General features: G+C 60.3%; 11 protein-coding genes and 1 riboswitch. Of the genes, 4 read left to right on the forward strand and 7 right to left on the reverse strand.

Going from position 1 to position 18,791, the window contains the following annotated elements; genetic code table 11:
• Positions 1-229: 229 nt before the first annotated feature.
• From atzF to D6877_RS11740, 7 genes are all read right to left on the reverse strand, one after another.
• A complete protein-coding gene (atzF, locus tag D6877_RS11710; RefSeq protein ID WP_130910874.1) occupies positions 230-2,002 on the reverse strand; it encodes an allophanate hydrolase in 1,773 nt (590 codons plus the stop codon).
• 25 nt (positions 2,003-2,027) lie between these two features.
• On the reverse strand, positions 2,028-5,675 hold the full coding sequence (gene uca, locus D6877_RS11715; protein WP_130910875.1) for an urea carboxylase: 3,648 nt from the start codon (positions 5,673-5,675) through the stop codon (positions 2,028-2,030).
• A gap of 283 nt (positions 5,676-5,958) precedes the next feature.
• Positions 5,959-6,600, reverse strand: a complete 642-nt coding sequence (locus tag D6877_RS11720; protein ID WP_130910876.1) for an urea amidolyase associated protein UAAP2 — start codon at positions 6,598-6,600, stop codon at positions 5,959-5,961.
• 11 nt (positions 6,601-6,611) lie between these two features.
• Positions 6,612-7,337, reverse strand: coding sequence for an urea amidolyase associated protein UAAP1 (locus D6877_RS11725; RefSeq protein WP_122505800.1), 726 nt, complete (start codon positions 7,335-7,337; stop codon positions 6,612-6,614).
• A gap of 13 nt (positions 7,338-7,350) precedes the next feature.
• Positions 7,351-8,139, reverse strand: coding sequence for an ABC transporter ATP-binding protein (locus tag D6877_RS11730; protein WP_130910877.1), 789 nt, complete (start codon positions 8,137-8,139; stop codon positions 7,351-7,353).
• The gene (locus D6877_RS11735) at positions 8,136-8,951 is read right to left on the reverse strand and encodes an ABC transporter permease (RefSeq protein WP_024011982.1); all 816 of its coding nucleotides are present in this window, start codon (positions 8,949-8,951) and stop codon (positions 8,136-8,138) included. The genes D6877_RS11730 and D6877_RS11735 overlap by 4 nt, the downstream gene beginning before the upstream one ends.
• 18 nt (positions 8,952-8,969) lie before the next feature.
• Positions 8,970-10,037 (reverse strand): putative urea ABC transporter substrate-binding protein, encoded by a 1,068-nt coding sequence (locus D6877_RS11740; RefSeq protein WP_130910878.1) that lies wholly within the window; start codon positions 10,035-10,037, stop codon positions 8,970-8,972.
• 63 nt (positions 10,038-10,100) lie between these two features.
• A riboswitch (guanidine-I (ykkC/yxkD leader) is annotated at positions 10,101-10,201 on the reverse strand.
• Between the two features lie 350 nt (positions 10,202-10,551).
• Here D6877_RS11740 and D6877_RS11750 point away from each other — a divergent pair.
• The 4 genes from D6877_RS11750 to D6877_RS11765 all read left to right on the forward strand — a co-directional run bounded on the left by D6877_RS11750 (position 10,552) and on the right by D6877_RS11765 (position 18,787).
• Positions 10,552-10,956, forward strand: coding sequence for a hypothetical protein (locus tag D6877_RS11750; protein WP_130910879.1), 405 nt, complete (start codon positions 10,552-10,554; stop codon positions 10,954-10,956).
• A gap of 196 nt (positions 10,957-11,152) precedes the next feature.
• Positions 11,153-12,397: a glycosyltransferase family 4 protein gene (locus D6877_RS11755; RefSeq protein WP_130910919.1), complete on the forward strand. Its 1,245-nt coding sequence runs from the start codon at positions 11,153-11,155 to the stop codon at positions 12,395-12,397.
• 1 nt (position 12,398) lies between these two features.
• Entirely contained in the window at positions 12,399-13,253 is an 855-nt protein-coding gene (locus D6877_RS11760) for a hypothetical protein (protein WP_130910880.1), read from the forward strand.
• 2 nt (positions 13,254-13,255) lie between these two features.
• Complete coding sequence (locus tag D6877_RS11765; RefSeq protein WP_130910881.1) at positions 13,256-18,787, forward strand: calcium-binding protein; 5,532 nt, start codon at positions 13,256-13,258, stop codon at positions 18,785-18,787.
• Positions 18,788-18,791: the final 4 nt, after the last annotated feature.

The raw sequence follows: 18,791 nt of genomic DNA on the forward strand, positions 1-18,791 counted from the left end.
ACGAAGCGGCATGGCAGATCCGTTGGCAGTGGCCCGATGGGATGCATTCTAGTGGCACTGCGCGCAAATAACTGCTCCCTGTGCGGCGTGAATGGTCGTTCCTTTATTCGGGGGTGGTGCGCCAGAACCTGTGGGAGCGAGCCTGCTCGCGAAAGCGGTGGGTCAGCCACATCCATGTTGAATGACATACCGCATTCGCGAGCAGGCTCGCTCCCACAGGGCGACAGATTCAGGCCAGGGTTTTGAGGTATGCCCGCCATCCCCCCAAATGACTGATATCCACCGCATCCTCCAGGCCATACGGCTCACAGATAAACCCGCTCTCCCAGCGTCCATCCGCGAGTTGCACCTTGCCCAACCCGAGCGGCGCCGGAATTCCGGTGAGAAACGAGCCCAATTCGCTGCTCGGCAATTCCCACACTTCCACGGCAATCGCCACGCCGGCGTCCTTGACCCGTACCATGCCCGGCCGCAATGGCGGGCCGCCGGCGAGGGCGTGCAGTCGATAGTCCGGCGAACTGAACGTGGTTTCCAGCAAGCGCCCGCCACGCTGGGTCAGTTGCCAGTTCAACGCCAGCCCTTGCAGATGCGCGCCACACACCACCAATCGAGCGCGGTCATTGCGCGCAGGGTTCGCCGGAGCTGGCAGGGCAGTGTCCTGCTGGCGCTGCAAGGCATCGGCCACGCTCAACAGATACTGATCGGTAAATACCCGCCCGAACAACGTCACGCCCCACGGCAAACCGTTGCTCATGAACGCGGTCGGCACGGCGACGGCGGCGTAGTCGAGCAGGTTCATGAAGTTGGTGTAATAGCCAAGTTCGGAATTGCGCAGCACCGGCTCGGCCTCAAGCTCGGCCAGGGTCACCGGGCGGCCGATGGTCGGCGTCAGCACGCAGTCGAGATTTTCCAGGGCCTCGTCGCAGAGTGCCTTCAGCGCCTGCAATCGATATTGCGCGCGAAAGGTCTGCACGCCGGTCACTGCCGGAGCCTTGGCCAGCACCGCTCGGATCACTGGCAGCACCGCTTCGGGGTTCTGCTCCAGCAGCTCACCGGCGACGCTGTAACGCTCGGCGACCCACGGCCCGTCGTAGAGCAAACGCGCTGCTTCCAGAAACGGTGACAGGTCCAGCTCGACGGGTTCGCCACCCAAAGCCTTGAGCCGTTCGATGGCCGCTGCGAACAGTTGCGGCCCTTCGTTGCAGCCGAAAAATTCAAGGTCCTGCGCCCGTGGCACGCCGAAGCGAAACGGCCGTGGCGCGCCGAACGCCGAGCCGTCGTTCCATGCCGGGTTGCGTCGGCTGTATTCATCGCGAGGATCATGTTTGGCTGTCAACGCCAACAACTGACTGGCCTCGCGAGCAGTGGCGGTGAAGGTGGTTACGCAGTCCAGCGTGCGGCACGCCGGCAGCACGCCGGCGGTGGAGATCAGGCCTTTGCTCGCCTTCAATCCCACCAGATTATTCAGCGCCGCCGGCACTCGCCCGGAACCGGCGGTGTCAGTGCCCAAGGCAAAACTCGCCACACCCAACGCTACCGCCAGCGACGAGCCGGCGCTGGAGCCGCCAGACGGATATTCGGGCAAAACGCTATTCGGGCACGCACCATAAGGTGAGCGGCTGCCATTGAGGCCGGTGGCGAACTGATCAAGATTGGTCTTGCCCAGCGGAATCGCCCCCAGCGCCAACAGCTGCTCGACGATGGTCGCCGACTGCTGCGGCACATAGGCAAACGCCGGGCACGCGGCTGTGGTGGGAATGCCGGCCAGATCGATGTTGTCCTTGATCGCGAACGGCACGCCATACAGCGGCAGACTGTCGAGGTCACGACCGTCGAGGGCGGCCAGATACGGCTCCAGTTCATCGACGCTGAGCAAGTGAATGAACAGGTGATAGTCGGGATTCAGGGCAGCGGCTTTTTCGCGCAATTGCAGCAGCAGTTGGCGCGGTGTGGTGTCGCCATTGCGATAGGCCTGGCGCAGTGCATCGAGTTGCAGATTCATCGGTTGATCCTCATAAAAAATGGCTTCAGTCGAGTTCCAGCACCACCACCCGTTGTCCGGCGCGCACCGCCGAACCGGGTTGCACGCGGATCTCTCGCACCACGCCGGCCAGCGGCGCGAGCACAGGGATTTCCATCTTCATCGACTCGAGAATCACCAGCACATCGCCCGCCGCGACACGCTGGCCGGCCGCGACCTGCACCTGCCAGAGATTGCCGGCGATGTGGCTGTCGACGCTGTGTTCACCGCTTTGCAGCGGTGCTTCTTCGCTGGCGTCAGGCACTGCTTCTTCACTGTCGAAATGCGCCTGGCCGCTGGCGATCCAGCGCTCGCGTTCAGCCTTGAACGCGCCCTGTTGCTGCGCACGGAAGGCGCTGATGCCCTCGGCTTCCTGGCTGAGAAATGCCTGATAGTCGGCGAGGTTGAGCTGGCTGTGTTCGATGTTCAGATCGAAGCGCCCCAGCGGGAAATCGCGGCGGATGCGCAGCAGTTCTTCGGCGCTGACCGGGTAGAAGCGGATCTGATCGAAGAAGCGCAGCAGCCACGGTTTGCCATCGAACGCGGCGACTTCGCGATAGCGATTCCACATCTGCAGAGTGCGCCCGACAAACTGATAACCGCCCGGGCCTTCCATGCCGTACACGCACATGTAGGCGCCGCCGATGCCGACCGAATTTTCGGCGGTCCAGGTGCGTGCCGGGTTGTACTTGGTGGTCACCAGACGATGACGCGGGTCGAGCGGCGTGGCCACCGGCGCGCCGAGGTAAACGTCGCCAAGGCCCATCACCAGATAACTCGCATCGAACACCGTGCGCTGCACTTCGTCGAGATTCGGCAGGTCGTTGATGCGCCGGATGAACTCCAGATTGCTCGGGCACCACGGCGCGTCCTTGCGCACGGTGGTCATGTATTTCTCGATCGCCAACTGACAGGCCGGGTCGTCCCACGACAGCGGCAAGTGCACGATGCGCGACGGCACTTGCAAGTCCTTGGCAGCGCACACCGCGTCCCATTCGCCGGCAATGATGCCGAGCAGATCGGCCAGCGGCAGTTGCTCGGGCTGGTAGTGCACTTGCAGCGAGCGAATGCCCGGGGTGAGGTCGATCACCCCATGCAGGGCTTGGCTTTCCAGCGCCTGCATCAGCGCGTGGGCGCGAAAGCGCAGGACCAGATCAAGCTCCGGCGCGCCGATTTCCAGCAGTAGATGAGTGTCGCCAGAAACCCGTGCAACCAGTCGCTGATCGCCTTGACCCAACGCCAACACCACAGGCGACACTAAACCCTGTGGGAGCGAGCCTGCTCGCGAAGAGGCCGTGTCAGTCAATATCGATTTGTCTGGGCCGACGCTTTCGCGAGCAGGCTCGCTCCCACAGGGAAGATCCCATTTCAGAGCAAGATCGCGGGCGGTGCCGAGGTCGACCGGAATGAACTGGACTTTATCGCCCGCCTTGAGCTGCCCCAGCTGCCACAGATCCGCCTCGATCACCGTCACCGGGCAGACAAACCCGCCCAGACTCGGGCCATCCGGGCCGAGAATCACCGGCATGTCGCCGGTGAAATCCACCGCACCAATCGCATACGGATTGTCATGGATGTTCGACGGGTGCAGACCCGCTTCACCGCCATCCTCACGCACCCACTCAGGCTTCGGTCCGATCAGGCGCACGCCGGTGCGGCTGGAGTTGAAATGCACTTCCCACTGGGTCGCGAAGAATGTGGCGATGTAGTTTTCGCTGAAGTATTCCGGTGCGCCGTGCGGACCGTAGATCACCCGGATCTGGCGCACGCTCGGCAGCGCCGTGATGTGCTGTTCGGCCAGTTGCTGGCCGGCGCTGCGCTCGGTCAATGCCGGCACATGCAAGACATCACCGGCCCTCAACGCGCGCCCGCCATGCCCGCCAAACTGGCCGAGGGTGAAGGTACTTTTGCTGCCCAGATAATCCGGCACCTGCAAGCCGCCGCGCAGGCACAGATAACTGCGCGCGCCGGCGCCGCTGATGCTGCCCAGCTGCAACGTCGCGCCGGCCGGGATCAGCAGCGCGGTGTTCATCGGCACCGGTTCAGCGTCAAGGGTCAAGGCAATCGGCGCGCCGGTCACCGCGACCACCGCGTCACAATTGAAGCGCAGGATCGGCCCGCTCATGGTGATTTCCAGTGCGGCGGCGCCTTGTTCATTGCCGAGCAGACGATTGCCCAGGCGCAGCGCTCGGCTGTCCATCGGCCCCGAGGGTGGCACGCCGACGGCCCAATAGCCGAGGCGTCCGGGATAGTCCTGCACGCTGGTCTGCGTGCCGGCGCTGAGCACTTCGAAGGTGTTGGCGTGATACAGCAGATTTTCCAGACAACGGGTCCACGGCTGACCGCTGGCGAATGGAGCATCGAGCAGAATCTGGCGCAGGTAATCGCGGTTGGTTTCCACGGCATACAGCAGGCTATCGCCCAATGCCTGATGGAGTTCGGCGCGAGCCTGTTCGCGACTCGGCGCCCACGCGATCAGCTTGGCAATCATCGGATCGAAATACGGCGGAATTTCCACGCCGGCCTCGACCCAGGTGTCGATGCGCAACTCAACGCCGTTGGCTGGCGGAAATTGTACAGCGGTCAGCAGGCCCGGGCTCGGCTGGAAATCACGCCCCGGATCTTCCGCGTACAGACGTGCCTGAATCGCATGGCCCTGCGGTTCCAGGCCCTGATACAACTCATTCAGCGGCGGCAGATCACCGGCGGCCAGCTCGATCATCCAGCGCACCAGATCCACGTCCCACACCTGTTCGGTGACGCCGTGCTCGACCTGCAAGCGTGTGTTCACTTCGAGAAAATAGAAGCGCTGGGCCTCGCTGTCGAAGACGAATTCGACGGTGCCGGCGCTGCGGTAATTCACCGCTTGCGCCAGTTTGATCGCCGCTGCGCACAGCTCATCGGCCATGCCTTCTGGCAGGTTTGGCGCCGGGGTTTCTTCGAGGACTTTCTGGTTGCGCCGCTGCACTGAACAGTCGCGCACGCCGAGAGCGATGACTTCACCGCAGCCGTCGCCGAACACCTGCACTTCCAGATGCCGCGCGCGTTCGATGTACTTCTCGATGAACACCCCGGCGTCGCTGAAGTTGTTCTGACCGAGGCGTTTCACCGCTTCGAATGATTCGCTCAATTCACTGGCGCTGCGGCACACGCGCATGCCGATGCCACCGCCGCCAGCGGTGCTTTTCAGCATCACCGGGTAGCCGACCTGTTCGGCGGCGCTCAGCGCGCAATCGAGGCTGTCGAGCAGGTCGGTGCCTTCGAGCATCGGTACGCCGTGCTGTTTGGCCAACGCGCGAGCAGTGTGCTTGAGGCCGAACACCCGCAATTGCTCCGGCGTCGGGCCGATGAAGGCGATGCCCTGCGCTTCGCAGGCTTCGGCGAACGCTGCGTTCTCGGAGAGAAATCCGTAGCCGGGATGAATCGCCGTGGCGCCACTTTGTTTGGCGATCGTGAGGATTTTGTCGATCGCCAGATACGTCGCGGACGCCGCGCCTTCGCCGAGGCTGTACGCTTCAGCGGCCTGGGAGATGTGCAGGCTGGCAGCATCGGCTTCTGAGTACACGGCGACGCCTTGGGCCTTCAGCACGTTGATCGTGCGCAGGATGCGACAGGCAATCGCGCCACGGTTGGCGATGAGGATTTTTTCGAACATGGCATAACCCCTGAAGGGGGAGCGGGCCGTCCCGCTGTTTTTCGACAGACATCCGGGCCGTCCCGGATGGAAAAAACACACTTCACTCAAACCCACCACAACCCCCCTGTGGGAGCGAGCCTGCTCGCGAAGGCGGTGGATCAGCCACATCAATGCTGAATGACACTGCGCATTCGCGAGCAGGCTCGCTCCCACAGGGTTCAGGGTTGTCTGGTGGATTTCAGGCACTGCCCGGAACGCGCCTGGCACAGGGCAAAAAGCCAACGGCGTAAACGGCTGATGGTCAGTTCCATACCAGCAACTCCGCCGGGGTCGGGTTGTAGGCATTGCATGGATTGTTCAGCTGCGGGCAGTTGGAAATCAGCACGATGACGTCCATCTCCGCGCGCAAGTCGACGTACTTGCCCGGCGCGGAAATACCGTCCTCGAACGTCAGCCCGCCATCCGCCGTTACCGGCACGTTCATGAAGAAATTGATGTTCGGGCCGATGTCGCTTTTGCCCAGACGACCGTCGTGGGCACAGGCGCGCAGGTAGTTGTCGCGGCAGCTGTGCATGTAGCGTTTTTCCAGGGCGTAGCGCACGGTGTTGCTCTCTTGCGCGCAGGCGCCGCCGAGGGTGTCGTGGCGCCCGCAAGTGTCGGCAACGATGGTCAGCATCGGCTGGCCGAGGTTGGAATACAGCACGCTGCCGGTGCTCAGGTAGACGCTGTTCTGCCGGCGCAAGGTGCGTTGTACATCGTAGCGTTCCTTGGGGTTGGCGAGGCTGTAGAACAAGGTGTCGACTGCCTGATTGCCTTCCAGATCGAGGATGCGCAGGGTCTGCCCGGCCTTGACCTCCATCAGCCAAGGCTCGCCGGCGGGAATGGTCGCGCGGTAGATCGCGCTGTCGGCTTGCTTGTGCGAAGTGGCGATTGCGAGTGACATGGCTGCGATCCTCAGGCGAACAAACGGTCGGTGTTGATAAAGCCGCGCTCGTTTTCCGGGCGCGAAGTGCGGCAGTGTTCGGCGACGCTGGCGTCGGCGTTCATCCAGCTCAGCTTCAAGGGTTTCGGGGCGTATTCGGGGGACGGGTCCATCGGATGTTGCAGGGCGGTGAGCACCACCAGGGTGTCCATCGGCGCATACAACTCGATGTAGTCGCCGGCCTTCGAATTGCCCTCGACGAAGTGGAAACGCCCGGCCTCATCGACGTTCACGCGGCTGAACAGATTGAGGGTCATCAGCAGGTCGGACAGGCCCAGGCCCCACTTGCCGAGCTCCACCAGCAGGTTGTCGGTGCCGTTGCGAAAGAAGCCGTTGCGCAGTTCCTGGTAGCGGCCCTGGCCGTATTTTTCTGCGACCTCTTGCGCGCACAGCACACCGCCGAGGCTGTCGCTCCAGCCGCAGGTGTCGGCGGTGATCGCGGCGAGCACGCGGCCCATGTCCGAGTACAGGCAGTGGCCGGCGGTGAGCTTGGCGGTGTGTTGGCATTTGAGGCTGTCGGGCAGGTTCAGCCGCTCGGTTTTTTCATTGGCATTGAGCAAGGTCAGGCTGACATTGGCGCCACCGCGCAGGTCAGTCAGGCGCAGCAATTGGCCGCGCTTGAGCACGAATGAACGGTGGCCGCCGCCCGGCAGCAGTTCTTCAGCGAAGGGTGGGAAGAGTTGGATTGAATCAGTCATTGGAGCAGTCCTCTCAAGCAGTGCGAAGGGTGCCCGCCAGCGGCAGCGGCAGGGCCTCGACGGCGGCGCGCTGGGCGCGGCGGTCGCTGTTCAACGGGATGTCGTAAGTGATGCGAGCGCCATAGGCGCCGGGGGCGTGCGGGTCGAGGCGCACCTTGTCGAACACCAGCAGACGCGTGCCGAGGCTGAAGCCTTCGGACAGGTCGTGGGTGACCATGAACACCGTCAGTTGCGTCTCGCGCCACAGCTCCAGCAGCAGCGCGTGCATGTCTTTGCGAATGCCCGGATCGAGTGCGCCGAAGGGCTCGTCGAGCAGCAACACACGCGGCTTCATGATCAGCGCCTGGGCGATGGCCAATCGTTGCTGCATGCCTCCGGACAGCTGTGCCGGGTACTTGTCCAGCGCATGGCCGAGGCCGACTTTTGTCAGCAGGGCTGCAGCCTGCTCGCGAGCATCGCGTTTGGCGTTGCCGAACAGCCGGCCAAGCAAGGGCGCACGCGGCAATTCGAGACCGAGGGCGACGTTGTCGAGCACGCTCAGATGCGGGAACACCGAGTAGCGTTGAAACACCACGCCACGGCTGGCATCCGGTTCGCCGGCCAAGGGCTGGCCGTCGAGCAGAATCTCCCCGCGACTGGCGCTTTCCTGGCCGAGCAGCAGGCGCAGGAAGGTCGATTTGCCGCAACCGGAGGCGCCGACCAAGGTGCAGAACTCGCCTTCGTTGACGCTCAGGTTCAAGCCTTCCAGAACCACTTGATCGGCGTATTGCTGCCAGACGTTTTTTACTGTGATGAAGCTCATTTCGCCGCTCCCTCGTACCAAGGGAAAGCGCGCTGGGTCAGCTGTTTCAGGCCCCAGTCCATCAGCCAGGCGAGCAGGGTGATCCACACCACGTAGGGCAGGATCACATCCATCGCCAGGTAGCGCCGCACCAGAAAGATTCGGTAGCCGAGGCCATCGGTGGAGGCGATCGCTTCGGCGGCGATCAGGAACAGCCACGCCGAACCGAGCATCAAGCGCAGCGAGATCAGCAAGCGCGGCAACAGCTGCGGCAAGACCACGCGCAGCATCAGCGTCCAGGTCGAGGCGCCGAGGGTCTGCGCCTTGATCAGCAGTTCGACCGGAATGTCACGGGCACGCTGTTCCAGATCCCGTGCCAGCGCCGGGGTGATGCCAATCACGATCAGCATGACTTTCGACAACTCGCCCAGCCCGAAGACGATGAACAGAATCGGCAGGATCGCCAGCGGCGGCACCATCGACAGCACCGTCAGCAACGGCGACAACGGCGCGCCGAACAGCGGCAGGGTGCCCGCCGCAATACCGAGGCAAAGACCCGCCAGCGCCGCGATGCCGAGGCCGATGGCCAAACGCCGCAGACTGGACGCAGTGTCTTGCCACAGCAGGTATTCACCGGTGCGGCTGTCGGCGTTGAAGGCCAGGCGTTTTACCGCGTCGCTCATCTGCACGGCGCTGGGCAGCAGTTTGTCGTTGGGGTTGTCCGCCAGGCGCTCGGCCGAGCCTGTGAAATAGGCGAACAGCACCAGCGCGAACGGCAGGATCACCAGCAACAGGCGACTCGGGCGATCAGGGTGGCGATTGATCAGGCGCATGGCCAAATCCTCCGTGGCTTACAGCTTGGCGTCGGCGGCCATCTGCACGTAGGTCGGATCGAAACGCAGCTTGAGATTGGCGGTGTCGCCGCTGGTCACGCCGTTGGCGAAGGACATGCCCACCGCGCTCGGGTCCTTCGCGCCTTCGCCGAGCAGGCCGTGCTCGAAGGAGAATTCGGCGACCTTGCGCATGGTGTCCGGCAGTTGTTTGCTGGTGGCGAAATTCAGCGCTTCGCTCGGCGTGGCGAACAGTTTTGTGGTGTCCAGTTGCGCCTGGAAGCCGGCGAGATCAGTACCCGAGGCCTTGGCCATGTGTTCCAGCGCAGCTTTGCTCGCGGCATTTTTCGCGTTCATCAAAGCGACCACTTCGAACCACGCCCCGGTCAGCGCTTTGCCCAGCGCCGGGTTGTCTTTGAGGGTGGCGCTGTTGACCACCATCATGTCCATGATCTCGCCGGGGATCTGGCTGGAATTGAACACTTCGGTGACGCCGGGTTTGGCCTTGATATCCGAGAGCATCGGGTTCCAGGTGGTCACGGCGTTGACGTCGTCGGTGTTGAACGCGGCGGCAATGTCGGCGTCGGAGGTGTTGACCACTTTCAGGTCTTTCTCGGTCAGGTCCACCGAGTCCAGCGCGCGAGCCAGCAGGTAATGCGAGACCGACAGCTCGACCAGATTGACGTCCATGCCTTTCAGATCAGCGACTTTTTTACCTTCGCCTTTGAGCACGATGCCGTCGTTGCCATTGGAGAAATCGCTGACGATCAACGCGGTGCTGTCAACGCCGCCGGCAGCCGGAATGGTCAGCGCATCCATGTTGGTCATGGTGCAGCCGTCGAACTGGCCGGCGGTGTACTGGTTGATTGATTCGACGTAGTCGTTGAGCTGCACGACGTCGATCTTGATCCCGTATTTCTTCGCCCATTTGTCGACGATGCCCTGGCTGCCGGCGTATTCCCATGGCATCCAGCCGGCGTAGATCGTCCAGCACACGCTGAAGTGGTCTTTCTGGGCGGCGGAAGGCTGCGTGCTGATGAGCGCGGCGAAAGCGGCGGCGAGCAGGGCGGGGAAACGTAGTCGGATCATTGCGGATTCTCCAGTTGATCGAGGGCGGACAGGAAGGCAACGCGGCACCGCGAACGGTGGCTTGTCTCCCGGGCTTTTGTCCCGCCGTGTAACCTCAACTGGAGGTCGCCAACTCTCGGACCAGCCACTCGCGATTGCGAGCCGGAACCCTAGTCAGCCATTGCAAATTGTGGTGCCGCGAACCTGTGATGACTCCTGCACGGGTTTGCTAAAGCGAGAGGCGTGCCAAGTCGCGCCGAGGCCTCTGCGGCGGGGATCTGCTGGATTGCCGAAGTGAGCGGGGCGAGCGACAGCGCATCGTGGTGGTGCGCGGTTGCACCGTCATGCAGCGCGTTTACGCTTCATTGGTCGCTGATTTTGCGGGTAAACAAGATTTCATAATCACTTGTTTCAACTTGTTGCAGGAACGCACCAGATTCCGAAATCGCTGTCTGATTCTTCGACAGTCACGCAATTGCTGACGGTCGCCTGCCAGCGTCGCTGGTGTGGCCAACCCGCGGTCCAGGAGGCCGCCATGTATCGCCGAATCCTATTGCTTGCCGTGATGCTTTTTTCCCTTGGCGGATGCGTCCCTTATTCATACGGAGACAGCTACTACAGGTCAGAGGTCTACACATCACCCGCACCGGCCTATTACAGCGGTGGCGGCTCCTATTACCGCAGCGGCGGCACTTATTACACTCAGCCGCGCTACTACCAGCCAGCGCCGCGGTACTACCAGCAACCGCGTTATTACCAGGCGCCAAGGCACTATCAACCGGCCCCGCGTTATTACGAAAGCCGTCGCTGGCACGGCAACGATCGCGGACGCTGGGACGGCCACCGTCGCGGCGGTTGGGACAATGACCACCGGGGTCGCGGCAACTATGATCGTCACAGCGGTCGCCGTGACTACAACGGCCGTGGCAACCGCTGGTAAATCACCGCAACGAACAAGCGGCGCATCAAGCGCCGCTTTTTTTTGCCCGGCAAAAAAGGGGTCCGTGGGCCATCTCCCAAGGCAATCCCGGAAGCGTCCTACAGTTTCATTTCGTGGTGTTTGTTAGCGTTCGTGGATGCCGAACGAGGCGAGCAATCCTCAGCTCGATAGCGGCGAAAAATGGACGTTCAGCGCTATGAAGCTACTGGTTATTCATCAAAATTTTCCCGGTCAGTTCCGTCATGTGGTGCTGGCGGCGCTGGAGCGCGGTGATGAGGTTGTGGCGATAGGCCGGGACACGGCACCGGGCGTCGCCGGTGTGAACACCCATCGATATCGAGCGACGGGGCGAGCGCCCGGCAATATTCACCCGTATCTGATCCGCTACGAACAAGCAGTGATTGACGGGCACGAGGTTTTTGAAATTCTGGGCCGGCTGAAACGTTCGGGTTATCAGCCAGATGTAATTCTTGCTCATCCCGGATGGGGAGAAACGCTGTTCGCCAAGGACGTCTACCCCGATACGCCGCTTGTTCACTATTGCGAGTATTACTATCGAGCGCAGGGCGCCGATTGCGGGTTCGACCCTGAATTCCGCCGAGCCGCAAGGGAGTCGTCACGGCTGCGCGTGCTCAACTCGCTGCATCTGTTGAATCTTCAACAATGTGATATCGCAATCGCGCCGACCCAGTGGCAGCGCAGCCTGTTTCCGGCCGCTTACCGGTCGGCGATTCGGGTCATCCATGAAGGTGTGGTTCAAAGTTCTGACCTGGCGAAAGTCGGGGCAGTCAGATTGCCCAATGGAATCGAGCTCAAAGCCGGACAGCCGATCGTTACCTATATCGCCAGAAACCTTGAGCCTTATCGCGGCTTTCACAGTTTCATGCGAGCGATCCCGCTTGTTCAGGCCGAGTGCCCCGATGCGCAGATCATAGTGGTTGGCGGTGATGGTGTCAGTTATGGGAGTAAGCCGGTCGGGTACCCGGATTGGCGCAGCAGGATGGAGGCGGAGGTCAGTTTCGATCACTCCAGAGTGCATTTCACAGGGAAACTTCCTTACCAGACTTACCGCGCGGTTCTCGCATGTTCCAAAGTCCATGTTTATTTGACGTATCCGTTTGTCTTGTCCTGGTCGTTACTGGAGGCGATGGCGTCTGGTTGTGTGGTTGTTGCGTCGGATACGGCTCCGGTAAGGGAAGTCATTGCCGATGGGGCTAATGGAATATTGGTGGATTTCTTCGACCATCAAGCAGTTGCCAGAAGTGTAAGCAAGGTTTTGAAGTCGGCAGGTGAGTACGATGGTCTTGCCAGCGCTGCGAAGTTGACGGCAGGTCGGTTCAGTGTGAAATCAGGCGTGAGCCAATATTTTGAGGTTTTCGCAAGCGCGATATCCGGGCATAACGACATACCAACCGTTCCGCAGTTTGAGCGGGAGGTTTGAAATGTCCAGGAAGTCGCGTAAGCAGGCGATCAAGTGGGTCAAAAGGTTATTGAAGTGTGGGTTGTTCTTTTATGTCTGTTATTGCGTAGCGGAATTTTATATTCGCAAAGAACAATCTGCCGAGTCGGCGGCTATTCACCAGGCAGACGAAAAAGCTTGTCAGAGCAAGCTGGCGAGCATGAAGCAAGTGCCGATATTAGGCGGCGCCTATATAGATAAGACGCTAGTCCCCGAGTTTTACGTTGGCATGCCTGAGATGGTGAACAAGAAAGCGTGTCTGGCGATTGCTCTGAAGGGGCTTTTCTGGTGGACCGGGACGGGGCTGCATCGGTATCAGGATCAGCGCCTGGAACCGATCCCCGAAAGCTGGCGGCTTTATAAATTGAATGCCGGGCTTTTTACCAGAAAAGAAACCACCGAACCCCATGAGCGCGGTTATCGGCACGTCAACTGGCCGGATGAGTTGATTGTGAAACTAAAGAATTATCCGGGGCTGGAAGTTTGGCTGAATGCTCCGCCACCGCATTTCAAGAATGTGTCATCCGTACGAAATTTTGTCATTGCAGGTTGGCCGCGGCGAGACGGAACCCCTCGGCTGATCAAGTGTGACGGCTTGATTCGCCCGGCTTCCGAAGAGCAACTGACTGACAAAAAGCTGGCAGGTTTTGGTAGGGCTGAATTGGAGAATCTGGATTTCGGCAAGCTGAATTTCTTCTGCACGGTCAATCTGGATAACTTCGACTTCGCTGGAGGGCACGGTAGTGTAGGTCTTGGTCTGTCGTCATTACGCGAAGCACCTGAGATGCTCAAGTATCTCAGTGATTATCTTTCACGCTCTGTTATTACAAGGAAGTAACAATGAGTTATGTTTGTAACGATATGGAAAAATCGGAAATTTTCAATGCGGCAAATAATTGCAAAGGCATGACATTAAATTCTGAGGGTGTGGAGTACATTGCATTGGAATTAGCAGGGGCAAGCTGCGCCCCCCTGTACCAAAAGCTGTTCGATATTATTGGTGAGAAAGTTTCTGACGTTGCAGCTGCCGATAAAGAGGCTGGAGACGTGCTGAAAAGCGCCAGACTCTGGCTTGCCGTGGCCATTGATGCCAACGGTGGAAACGGTGCCTACTCTGCCCTGATTCGTGGTTACACCTCCCGCCAAGGTGAACTGAGACTGAATACAATTTTCAGTGAAGACCTGATGCAGCTTTCATCCAACCAGGTTGCCGTCAACTTCATCAATACCCTGATCAACGGATCCCTTGCCGGTCAACTGGCACCCTGGACTGTTCCGTCAATCAGCCAGATCGCAGAAATCGACGCCAGCGCGATTGGCGAGGCCCTGTTCAAGGAGGTCTGCGGGGAGGACGACACCGCCGTCAAGCGTAACGCCGGCTGGTCTGGAACGATCGGTTTCAGCCTGTTGGGCGGTAAGCCTCCCTATGAAACCTGGCGGTTGATCTCCGCCGGTGATTCGAACGGGGAAGATGACGGCCCACCCCTTCAGGCAAAACCCAACCGGCTCGACGACTATAAAAACATTCTCTTCGCCATCGATTCCTATAGCGTCGGCCTGCGAGCGGCGATCAATAATTTCGGCATCAATCCACTGCAAAGTCTGCTTTCAGTGGTGCCGGAGCAAATCAATATCGCGCTGGCCAGTGGCAGTGTGAATCCGCTGATTCAACATGTAGTCAAAGGCACGCCTGTTGCCGCCGTGGTCGAGCTGATCTTGCGCTACGGCCAGAACGAATTTCTCGACATGTTCAAGCGCACTTACGACGGCGATTCTGCTGCCATACCCACCACCAACGAAACCTTCGCCAGCAACGCTTACGCCTTCTTCTCGGCATTCTCCCCAGAGCAGTCGCAAAGCATCGTCACCCGGACAATAAGCGAGTTCGGCAATGCCAATGCATGGGCGAAACTGGCAGGCGAGGCGACGCCGCTCGGTGTGGCGTTGCGCAACTCTTTGCAGCAACTCAGTGAAGTCGTCATAGAACGAGCCGACGGTTATCCCGATCGCAACCTCGAGCTTTACGATCCGCACACTGGCGAAGGTTTTATCACCGCGCAGTGGCTGGCGGATCGAGCGCAAATGCTGGCGCGGTTGATTGCGCGAACCCAAGGCTCGTTTGGCGAACACTCGCTGCAGCAGTTTTCCTACTCCGATCTCGCCTCAGGCAAACAGGCGCCGATGACCACCGGCGTTTTGAATCCGCTGGCCATGTTCGGTGACGACGGTGGGCGATCTTTCGCCGGTGGCGCCAATGCCGATCATCTGTATGGCGGCGAGGGCAATGACTCCATCGATGGGATGGCCGGTCACGATGTCATTGAAGGTGGTCGCGGCAATGACTCGCTAACCGGAGGTGACGGCAATGATGGGTTGTACGGAATGGCCGGTGACGATGTTCTGATCGGAGGAAAGGGTAACGACTCCTTGATCGGAGGCGAAGGCAACGACCGTTATGAATTCGCCAGCGGCGATGGCATCGACGAGATTCTTGATGCCAACGCCGATGGGCAACTGTGGATCAACGGCGCGCCGATTCCCCATCTCAAACGCCGCGCGCCTCTGAGCAATATCTGGTCTACCGAGGATCGGTCCATCACCCTGACGCTTGTTGAAAACACCCTCAACATCAAATACGGCCAGGGCGATCTGGTGGTGATCAAAAACTTCCAGCCCGGAATGCTTGGCATCCGCCTCCCTGAATACGAGGGGCAGCCGCTCACTGCTGCGGATTTGACGCTTCAGGGCGACTGGAAAGCCAAAGACGCTGATCCCACCGTCCCTGGCGATCAGCCCTCCTTTGATGAGCTGGGCAACGTGGTGCTGCTGCCCAAGGTCAAACAGCGCAACAAGGCCGACGTACTTTACGGTTCCGCCGCAGACGACGTCATTCTCGGCCTGGGTGGTTCTGATCGATTGTTCGGCAAGGCTGGAAACGATCGGTTATTCGGCGACAAGCAGACGACAATCGAAAAGGCCATGGCCGACGGTGACGCCAAGGGCAAGGCGAATCGTGGCGACTGGCTCGACGGCGGGCAAGGTGACGATTTGCTTATCGGTACGGCGTCCCGAGATGTTCTGCTCGGTGGCAATGACCGGGATACCTTGATCGGCGGTGCTGGTGACGATGTCTTGTCAGGAGACGAAACCACCGGTGCGCTGGAACAAGGTTGGGCGGTCAAACGCGCTGACGTCCCCATAGCTGGTGGTGTCACCAGTCACCGAACGGTCTTTTCAAAGGCCTCGATAAACAGTGCGTCCGAGGGCGGTGACGACGTGCTGTACGGGCAGGGTGGCAGGGATTTTATCGACGGCGGCTGGGGGGAGGACCTGCTTGACGGCGGAGCTGACGACGATTTTCTCAAAGGCGATCAAGGTAACGACACCCTGGCCGGTGGCAGCGGCAACGACGTGATGCTTGGTGACAACCTCGATTGGGGCGGTGGCCTGCCCAGCAGACACCATGGCAACGATGTGCTGGACGGCGGCAGTGGTGATGATTCACTCGGCGGTAACGGTGGCAGCGACGCTTTGTATGGCGGCCCTGGCAACGACATTTTGCAGGGTGATGACGGCGTACTGGATGGCGTCGAAGGCGATGCCGCGCATTTTTTTGGCGATGATCTGCTGGACGGTGGCTCCGGCGATGACACGCTCTGGGGCGGCGCTGGCGATGATTTGCTTTTCGGCGGCGAAGGTAATGACGATCTGATCGGCGATAGCCCTGAGCATCCGGTTCGCTATCACGGCAACGACTTTCTCGATGGCGGCGCGGGGGATGACACCCTGCGCGGCATGGGTGGCGCGGATACGCTGGCGGGTGGCTCAGGGGCTGATTTTCTCGATGGCGATGTGTCTGACCTGCAGCCGGGCGGCATCAACGATGATTTGCTTCAGGGCGGCGAAGGAAACGATACGTTACAGGGTGGTTTCGGTGCCGACACGCTGGACGGCGGTGCGGGTGACGACATTCTTGCCGGCGATTACGAAAACAGCGCTGAGGCCGAGCAGAATGCCGATTATCTGCACGGTGGCTCAGGTAACGACACGCTGCTCGGAGGTGGTGGCAACGACACCCTGCTGGGCGGGGAAGGGACGGACTACCTTCGCGGCGATTCTGGCGACAACGTGTTTGATGGCGGTCCCGGTGCTGACGTGCTGGATGGCATGGATGGCGCCGACATCTACTATTTCGGCGCTGGCGACGGCCTGGATATCGTCACCGATGCCGGCGGCCGCAACATCATCAGGTTCGGTGCAGGGTTTTGCGCGCAAAGCCTTAAGGCCGACGTTATCGAAGTTTCCGTCGGTACGGTGTTGCGACTGGCCAATGGAACGGGCGACGCGATACTCATCAAGAATCACGAGAAGTGGAAGTCTTCCACATTCAGTTTCAACGACGGCGTGGTACTTGATTACGCAGATGTCCTGCGCAAAACATTGCCACCGATAGAGACGGCCGAGCCACCCGTACCGGAACCTGTCACCGCCTCGGCAACCCCTGAAAGCAAAGTTGAGGATCCGGTTCAGCCAGACGATGTCACCGCTGCGGCGCAAGGCCCGGTGGCATCTGTTCAAACGGTGAACTGGACCGATGAGTTCCTCGCGCAAATCCAGTCAAAACGCTCCGCCCGCAAACACGCCACAGGTTTTACCTTGAATGAGCAAGGCGTCTGGGTGCGCAGTCATGTCACCACCAGCGACACCGGTTACACCACTCACACCGAGCTGATCGATGGCAGCGTCGAAGCGGGGACACTGTCTGAAACGCCGCCATGGATGAAGGCGGATGCAGGGCAAGCCGTAGTCAGTGAAAGGCAGTCGACAACCACAACCCGTGTCGAACATAAACCGGTGAAAGCCGAGGGAGCAGTCGCCTCCTCAAGTCAGGCGCCTCGCTATTATCGATCCGGCTCGGCCAACGGGTTTTCCTTCAATACGGGCGACGTATTGGTTGAGGACCGAAAGCAATCCGGCGCGCTTGAAGGCTGGTACGTCTACCCGGCAGCAAGCTTCAGTTCGGGCGCAACAGTCCCCAAGGCGTTTCGCTGGGATGTCACAACTGAAACGATCAAACGCAAAGTCGTCCATGGCGACGATGCCGGCGGGCGAATCAACGTCGAAGTGGAAAACGTTTTCCACGGCGGCGCGGGAGACGATCTGATCGTCGCTTATGCAGGCTCCCCACTTGACTACGGCACTGTCGGCGACAGAACACCGGGCGCGTTTTTATCCGCCGGTGCAGGTGACGATACCTTGCTCGGCTCCGAGGGCGCCGACTATCTGCTCAGCGGATCGGGTGATGACTGGCTCTACGGCGAAGACGGCGCCGACACCTACGTCGTGCAAGCGCATGCCGGGGCGACAACCACGATTGCGGACGTGCTCAACCCTGTTTTCCACCGAGCAGAAGTTGGCGCAGCGGGGTGGAAAGACGAGTACGGATTGATCGATCAGGACACGGTCGTTCTTCCAGCAGGCGCGCAGCGCGATGCACTGCAATTGAGCTGGGGTGCTGCGCTGATAGAGACCACCCATGTCGAGCTGGAGCCCAACCCGGATCGCGCGACTTACCGCAACCCGCCGAGAGCGAAAATGCTTCATCCGACACTCGATATCCAATGGGGCGGGACGCAAAAAGTCCGCATCGTCTTGCCCCACAACGGTGAACTTGAGGGGGCCGGTATTGAGCTCGTCAAGTTCGCCGATGGGTCGGTCGCAAGTTTGAAGCAACTGCTGGAATCGAGTCAGCTCGGCCCTGCGCCCGAGACTTTTCATACGGGTGTCATCGTCAACCATCCCACCCGTTCAACCTCCCTGCGAGACGGACGAGCGCTGCCACTCGTGGGCGGTCGCGGCAACGACACCATAAGCGGCGCGGGAGAGATCCGAGGCATGCACGGGGATGACGTGCTCACGGGCAGCCCCGGTGATGATCTGCTGGTGGGTGGGCCGGGCAACGACACGCTGGCCGGCGGTGCCGGAAATGATATCTACCGATACGATGGCCTCGGCAGAGACGTGATCATCAACAACGGAGGCGGCCGGGACGGGATCGATTTTTCCGAACGCAGGCTGACGATCGACAACCTGAAGTTTCATCGTGAGCGCGATGATCTGGTGATTGTGGTGGATTACGGCATGGCGCCGAAAATCCGGGTTTCCAGTCATTTTGCCGCTGGTGAAAGCGCTATTGGCTTCATAAGAGTCAGCGAAGGAACAGCGATTCAAGACTACAGCGCGACGCAGATTGCCGAGCGTCTGCATCCTCTCCCGCCATTAAGGGATGTCGAGGATATTTTGCTAAAGGGCGACGATGAAGCGCAGCGGGCCATGAAGGAAATCATTGAGTTCTACGAACTGAATGTCTGACAAG

It is taken from the genome of Pseudomonas sp. Sample_9 (assembly GCF_004307535.1).
GTDB classification, from domain to species: Bacteria; Pseudomonadota; Gammaproteobacteria; order Pseudomonadales; family Pseudomonadaceae; genus Aquipseudomonas; species Aquipseudomonas mercuritolerans.